Source organism: Streptomyces pathocidini, from assembly GCF_001418495.1.
Taxonomy (GTDB): domain Bacteria; phylum Actinomycetota; class Actinomycetes; order Streptomycetales; family Streptomycetaceae; genus Streptomyces; species Streptomyces pathocidini.
Genome location: NZ_LIQY01000401.1, coordinates 1 through 6,639, shown reverse-complemented (window position 1 = coordinate 6,639; position 6,639 = coordinate 1). Strand labels below are relative to the sequence as shown.

Annotated in this window: 5 protein-coding genes; 4 read left to right on the top strand and 1 reads right to left on the bottom strand. The window is 72.5% G+C overall.

The genetic code is table 11. The features are described from left to right. Window positions 1-121 precede the first annotated feature (121 nt). Both metE and AOK16_RS18745 read left to right on the top strand, forming a co-directional pair. Window positions 122-2,434, top strand: coding sequence for a 5-methyltetrahydropteroyltriglutamate--homocysteine S-methyltransferase (metE, locus tag AOK16_RS18750; protein ID WP_055473380.1), 2,313 nt, complete (start codon window positions 122-124; stop codon window positions 2,432-2,434). A gap of 390 nt (window positions 2,435-2,824) precedes the next feature. Further along, complete coding sequence (locus tag AOK16_RS18745) at window positions 2,825-3,382, top strand: NUDIX hydrolase (protein ID WP_338058496.1); 558 nt, start codon at window positions 2,825-2,827, stop codon at window positions 3,380-3,382. A gap of 63 nt (window positions 3,383-3,445) precedes the next feature. On the opposite strand, the gene AOK16_RS18740 is transcribed toward AOK16_RS18745, so the two are convergent. Further along, the gene (locus tag AOK16_RS18740; protein ID WP_055473378.1) at window positions 3,446-4,819 is read right to left on the bottom strand and encodes an NsdA family TPR-like regulatory protein; all 1,374 of its coding nucleotides are present in this window, start codon (window positions 4,817-4,819) and stop codon (window positions 3,446-3,448) included. A 243-nt stretch (window positions 4,820-5,062) separates the two neighbouring features. Between AOK16_RS18740 and AOK16_RS18735 the strand changes: the two genes are divergently transcribed. Continuing rightward, a complete protein-coding gene (locus tag AOK16_RS18735; RefSeq protein WP_055473377.1) occupies window positions 5,063-5,851 on the top strand; it encodes a 2-keto-4-pentenoate hydratase in 789 nt (262 codons plus the stop codon). A 101-nt stretch (window positions 5,852-5,952) separates the two neighbouring features. Then, window positions 5,953-6,639, top strand: a 687-nt coding sequence (locus AOK16_RS18730) for an acetaldehyde dehydrogenase (acetylating) (RefSeq protein WP_107098396.1), incomplete at its 3' end; no start/stop codon positions are given.

The following is a 6,639-nucleotide window of genomic DNA, read 5'->3' as shown; positions in this document are numbered from 1 at the left end:
GTGCCCCGGCCGGGGCACGGCCAACCGGGACCTCGAGGGCGGGTCGGCGGCGGCAGGTGCTGTTCCTGCCGGTCTGTCCTGCCTTCCCGAGGTCGACGCCGAACTCGCGAAGGAGAGTTCCGTGACCGATTCACCGAGTGCGCGGGTCCTCGCCACCCTGCACGGCTATCCGCGGCAGGGCCCCGACCGGGAGCTGAAGAAGGCCGTCGAGGGCTACTGGTCCGGCCGCCTCGACCAGGACGAACTGCTGCGCACCGCCGCCGCGTTGCGGGCGGGCGCCCGGCGCGAACTGCGCGCCGCGGGCATCGACGAGATCCCCACCGGCGACTTCTCGCTCTACGACCACGTGCTGGACACCGCCTGGGCGGTGGGCGCCGTCCCGCCCCGGCACCGGAACGCCGGTCTCGGCGAGCTGGACACCTACTTCGCCATGGCCCGTGGCACGGCGGACGTCCAGCCGCTGGAGATGACCAAGTGGTTCGACACCAACTACCACTACCTCGTGCCCGAGTTGGACCAGGACACCGCCTTCGCCGCCGACCCGCGCAAGCAGGTCGCCGAGTTCGAGGAGGCGCGGGCGGACGGCTTCGAGCGGGCCCGGCCGGTGCTCCTCGGGCCGGTCAGCTTCCTGCTGCTGGCCAAGCCCGCACCGCACGCCGCCCCCGGCTTCCAGCCGCTGACGCTGCTGGACCGGCTGCTCCCGGTGTACGCGTCCCTGCTCGCGGAGTTGCGCGCGGCCGGAGCCGAGTGGGTGCAGCTGGACGAGCCGGTGCTCGTGCAGGACCAGCCGGGCGCGGTGCTCGGCGCCACGGCCCGTGCCTACCGGGAGCTGTGCGCCGTGGATGACCGGCCCAGGCTGCTCGTCGCCTCGTACTTCGACGCACTCGGCGAGGCGCTGCCGGTCCTCGCCGACTCCCCCGTCGAGGGCCTGGCCCTGGACTTCACCGGGCCCGCCGCCGCGAACCTGGACGCCCTCGCCGCGATCGGCGGCCTCCCGGGCCGCCGCCTGGTCGCGGGCGTGGTCGACGGCCGCAACGTCTGGGCCGCCGACCTGGAGAGGGCGCTCTCCACCCTCGCGACCCTGCTCGGCCTCGCCGGGCGCGTCGACGCGGCGCCCTCCTGCTCGCTGCTGCACGTGCCCCTGGACGCCGCCGCCGAGCGGGAGTCGGACCCGCAGATCGCCCGCTGGCTGTCCTTCGCCCGCCAGAAGACGGCCGAGGTCTCGGTGCTGGCCCGGGCCCTGGCCGAGGGCCGGGACGCGGTGGCCCCGCAGCTGTCCGCGGCCCGCGCCGCGCTCGCCTCCCGCGCCGGTTCGGCACTGGCCCGCGACACCGCCGTACGGGAGCGCTGCGCGGCCCTCGGCGAGTCGGAGACCCGGCGCCCGCAGCCGTACGAGGAGCGGGCCGCGGCCCAACGCGCCCGGCTGGGGCTGCCGTTGCTGCCCACGACCACCATCGGCTCCTTCCCGCAGACCGCCGAGTTGCGGGCCGCCCGGGCGGGGCTGCGCAGCGGGCGGATCGCCGAGGGCGCCTACCGGGAGCGGATCGAGCGGGAGATCCGGGAGGTGATCGCCTACCAGGAGAAGGCGGGCCTCGACGTGCTGGTGCACGGCGAACCCGAACGCAACGACATGGTGCAGTTCTTCGCCGAGCGGCTGAACGGCTTCCTGGCCACCCGGCACGGCTGGGTCCAGTCCTACGGCACCCGCTACGTCCGCCCGCCGATCCTCGCCGGGGACGTGTCCAGGCCCGCGCCGATGACGCTGGAGTGGACGGGCTACGCCCAGTCCCTGACGGAGCGCCCGGTCAAGGGCATGCTCACCGGGCCCGTCACGATGCTCGCCTGGTCCTTCGTCCGCGACGACCAGCCGCTCGCCGACACCGCCCGCCAGGTGGCGCTCGCACTGCGGGACGAGATCGCCGACCTGGAGGCGGCGGGTACGGCGGTGGTGCAGGTGGACGAGCCCGCGCTGCGCGAGCTGCTGCCGCTGCGGCGCGCGGCCCGGCCCGCGTACCTGGAGTGGGCCACCGAGGCGTTCCGGCTGGCCACTTCGGGCGTGCGCGCGGACACCCAGGTGCACACGCACATGTGCTACGCGGAGTTCGGCGAGATCCTCTCCGCGATCGAGGCCCTGGACGCGGACGTGATCAGCCTGGAGGCGGCCCGCTCCCGGATGGCCATCGCGGACGAGCTGGCCGCGGCCGGCTACCCGCGCGAGGTCGGGCCCGGCGTGTACGACATCCACTCCCCGCGCGTCCCATCGGCCGAGGAGATCACGGGCCTGCTGCGCCGGGCGCTGCGGGCGGTGCCACCGGAGCGGCTGTGGGCCAACCCGGACTGCGGGCTGAAGACCCGTACTCCGGAGGAGGTCCGGGCGGCGCTGGAGAACCTGACGGCGGCCGCCCGGGAGGTACGGGCGTCGGTCACGGCGTGAGGTGACGGCGCGAGCTGACGGACGAGCCCCTGGCACCGGTGCGGGACACTGTTGGTTAATTCGGGGCTCGTGTGACGTGACGTCGGCCTTCAAGACCTGGTTGTGGTCTTGAAGGCCGACGTTGTCGTGTGGGGTGGGTGCGGGTGTCGTTGCGGCCGAGCGGGCGCGTCCTAGGATGAGTCGGTGACCGAGCCACAGACGCACCCTGTCGGTGTTGAACTCCTGGACGCGCGGCGCCTACGCCTCGTCCCCACAGTAGCGCCGCGGGTGTCGCCCGAGCACGAGTTGGCCATGAACCGTGTGTGGGATGAGGCGGTGAAGGCCAACCCGAGTCTCTTTGACGGGCCGGTGGCGGCGTGTACGAGGCTGGATTGGGAGGCACCTGGGTGCATGGTGCTGTCCTGGACTGGGGTCACCTACCGGCACTACGCCCTGCGGAGGGTTCCCGAGGCCAGGGCGGCCGCGTTGCCGTCTCTGTTCGTCACCGTGGTGCAGCCGACAGATGAAGGCGCCCTGCTGGTGGGGCAGATGTCGGCTTCAACCGCCGCTCCTGGCCGCTGGCAGCTGCCGGGCGGATCGGTCGAGCCGCCGGAGGGCCGTGAGGTGCTGGACGAAGCCGCGCTCCGGCGGCACGCAGCTCGGGAGCTGGCCGAGGAGACCGGAGTCAACACCGCGCCGGACGACCTGACCCTGTGGGTCGTCACGCGGGGCGGGAACGGGAGCATCGGGGTCTTCTACCGTGCCCCGAGTCGCCCGGCGTCGGTGCTGCGCGAGCGGTTTTCGGCTCTGGTCTCCGCAGAGCAGACGCGGGGGCGTGACCCCGAGTTCAGGGAGGTCGCTCTCGTGCGTTCTCCGGCCGACTTGTCGGACCTCGCGGGTCCGCAGGTGGACTACCTAGGGCCGGTCGTCCGCCGGTTCGCTGAGGCACTGATCCACCCCGGCGCCTGAGCCGCTCGGGCCACTGGAACGCGCGGCCTGGTGCGGCGGGCCCCGACGTTGGCTGCGCCGGTGTCAGGTGGTGAGGAAGTCGCGGGCGCGTTCGTCGAGTTCGGCCGCGCAGCGCAGGCCGCGGGCCCGGAAGCGGGCGAGGTCCGCGCGCATGCTGGTGATGGCCTTGCGGGTGCGGTGGGACCGTACGCCGTCCATGTGGTCCATGGCCCGGTTCCAGGTGGCGCAGGCTTCTTCGATGCTGCCGCGCTTGATCTGCATTTCGGCGCCGGCTACCAGGTCGAGGGCGACGATGCGGGCGTAGGTGTGGGCGGGGCGGGAGGCGGCGGCGTGGGCGTACTGCTGGGCAGCGGCCTGGTGGTCGCCCAAGGTCTCGTAGACCTTGGCGGTGCGCGAGTACACCGATGCTGCTGGGGGTCCCCAGGTCAGGGCCCAGAAGGCTGGTTCGTCGCCGGGGTCGGCGGCCAGGAGGGCGCGGGCGTGCTCGGCTTCGGTGAGGGCGGCGTGTGGTTGTCCGGTCTTGGCCAGGGTGTGGGCGTGAACGACACGGAACAGGGCCTCGGTTGGGGCGTCGACTTTGCCCTTGGCGCGGTTCAGGCCTGTTTCGGCGAGGCCTTGGCAGTGTTGGGGGTGGTGGAGCTTGAGGCCCTGCATGGCCATCGTGCGCATCACGAACCCGTCGTGGCCGGTGATGCCGGATTCGATGGCGAGCGCGTAGGACTGGAGGTAGTACCGCTGGGCGAGGCCTTGTTGGCCTGCGTCGTAGGCCTTCCAGCCCGCGAGGTGCACGCCGCGGCTGGCGGCAGAGAGCATCTGCTGGCGGACTTCCTCCGTGCGGAAGCGGCCTCGGCACAGCGGGGCGAGGTCGTCGCGTAGGTAGGTGATCAGGGCGGTGCGGCCGTGTTGTCCGCCGTGGCGTTCGTCCATTTCGGAGAAGAGGCGGATCATGTCGCGGACGGCGGCGACGTCTGCCATGCCGGTGGTGTGGCCGGTGCGGGCTGCGGCGGTGGTGCGGTCGGCGATCTCCTGGGCGTGGGCGAGCGGCAGGGCTGCGGCGGCCACGGAGTAGGCGGAGGTCGACAGGAAGCGACGCCGGTCCAACTCGTACCTCCACATCGGCATGAGGGCGTCCAGGGGGTCCCCCTTGAGGTTCAGCCCGATGGTGTCATCCGCCTCCTGGCTGCCGGCGGGTAGGCCGAGGTCGGCGGGGGTGAGGAGGCGGCCGAGGCGTCTGGAGAGGGCGACGGCGAGGTAGCGGCCGGTCTCCTCATGGGGGGTGACGCCGGCGATCCAGTGCTCGATGGCGGACTTGTTGGTCCGTAAGGCGGCGCCGCATTCGGCTGCCACGGCGCGGACCGCCTTGGCCACGGCCTCGTAGGTGAGGCCGGATTCGGCGACGAGGTGGCGGAGCTGGTGGTTCGGCGTGCGCGTGATCATGAGTACCTGCCTGTATACCCGATATACCGCTTGGCCTGCCCGCCACCGTACCGCCGCCGGGCCGCTCCGGGTTGACTGGTCATCAGCCCCGAGAGCTGACCCCGGGCACCACGGCCCCGGTCCGTGAGACGGGTATGCGCCCTGGCCCGCAAGGCCTGTGGCACCGCCACGCCTGTAGTACTCCCGGCGGCCTCCGGGCGTGAGCGCCGGATCCCCCCTGAATCAGACCTGTGGAGGAACTCGATGGATGAGCACGCCAGTTGGGTGGCCGAGGTGGCGGAGGGTCTGTTCGCCGCTGAGCGGTTGCGCGTGCCGGTGGCTCCCCTGACCGTGCTGCGGCCGGGCCTGTCGCTGGAGGAGGCGTACCTCATCCAGGCGGAGGGCGTGGCTCGCCGGGTGGCCGGCGGTGCCCGGGTCGTGGGACACAAGGTCGGGGCGACCTCGCTGGCCATGCAGCAGCAAATGGGGGTTGAGGAGCCGGACTCCGGCGTCCTGCTGGAGGACATGGTCATCCCGAGCGGGAGCACGGTAGCGCTCGGGGAGCTGATGAGTCCGCGGGTGGAGGCGGAGATCGCTTTCCGGCTCGGGCAGGACCTGAAGGGCCCGGACCTCGATGCGAAGACGGTCCGGGACGCGGTGTCCGAGGTGTTCCTCGCCCTCGAAGTCATCGACACGCGGTTCACGGGCTGGCAGATCGCCCTGGCGGACAGCGTGGCCGACAACGCTTCGTGCGCCCGCGTCGTCACGGGGCGGGCGGTGCCGCTCGACCACGACCTCGACCTCCACGCCGAAGAACTGCTCGTACATGTAGACGGGGCGGCCGCGGCCGCGGGGGAAGGCCGAGCTGTCCTCGGCGATCCGCTCAACGCCCTGGTCTGGCTGGCCCGCAGGCTGAGCACCTTCGGCAACTGGCTGCGGGCCGGTGATCTGGTCCTGGCCGGATCGGTACACGCCAGCCTCCCCCTGACCGCGGGTACCGAGGTGCGCCTGGCCTCCGCGCACCTGCCGCCCGTCCGCCTCCGGGCCGGCTGAACCACCCGACAACAGGCGAAGGCACGGGTGCCGCCGTCGGCGCCGCGCGCCCGAGGCCCCTCCTCCTATCACTCCTCAACGACAACGTAGAAGGGCGACTCATGGCTGCGAGAGGACGAGCGAGCGCCGCGGTGCTCGGCGCCGGTCTCATCGGAATCGACCTGGCAGAGAAGATCCAGCGCTCAAAGGCCCTTACCTGCCGCCTCGTCGTGGGCCGGGCCCCACAGAGCGTGGGGCTGCGCAGGGCGGCGGAGATGGGGTGCCCGACCGCCGACGGTGGGATCGCCTCCCTGATGGAAGCCGGGCCCTTCGACGTCGTCTTCGACGCCTCGAACGCCGCCTCCCACGCCGAGCACTGGGCCCATTTGAAGGACACCGGCGCGCAGCTGGTGGACCTGACCCCCAGTCGGGTCGGCGCGATGGTCGTCCCGACCGTCAACGGTGGCGCTGCACGAGTGCACCGCCACATCAACCTCATCACCTGCGGCGGCCAGGCGGCGATCCCCCTCCTGCATACCATCGCCCAACACTGCACCCCCACCTACATCGAGGTGGTCTCCACCGGCGCGAGCGCGAGTGCCGGGCGGGCGACCCGGCTGAACCTGGACGAATACATCGCCACCACCGGCGCCGCGGTCCGCACCTTCACCGCGGCACGGGAGGTGAAGGTGTTGGTCAACCTCAGCCCGGCAGTCCCGGCGCCGCCGTTCCGCGTCGTGATGAGAGTCCTCGCCTCCGGCCTGCGGCCCGAGCCGGTCCGCGCGGCTGTCGCGGCGGCCGCCGCGAAG

What these genes read in the sequence shown, in the direction of transcription:
- AOK16_RS18735 (WP_055473377.1), top strand. Translation starts at nt 5,063, where the DNA reads ATGGATGAGCACGCCAGTTGGGTGGCCGAGGTGGCGGAGGGTCTGTTC.
- AOK16_RS18745 (WP_338058496.1), top strand. Translation starts at nt 2,825, where the DNA reads ATGGTGCTGTCCTGGACTGGGGTCACCTACCGGCACTACGCCCTGCGG.
- AOK16_RS18740 (WP_055473378.1), bottom strand. Translation starts at nt 4,819, where the DNA reads ATGATCACGCGCACGCCGAACCACCAGCTCCGCCACCTCGTCGCCGAA.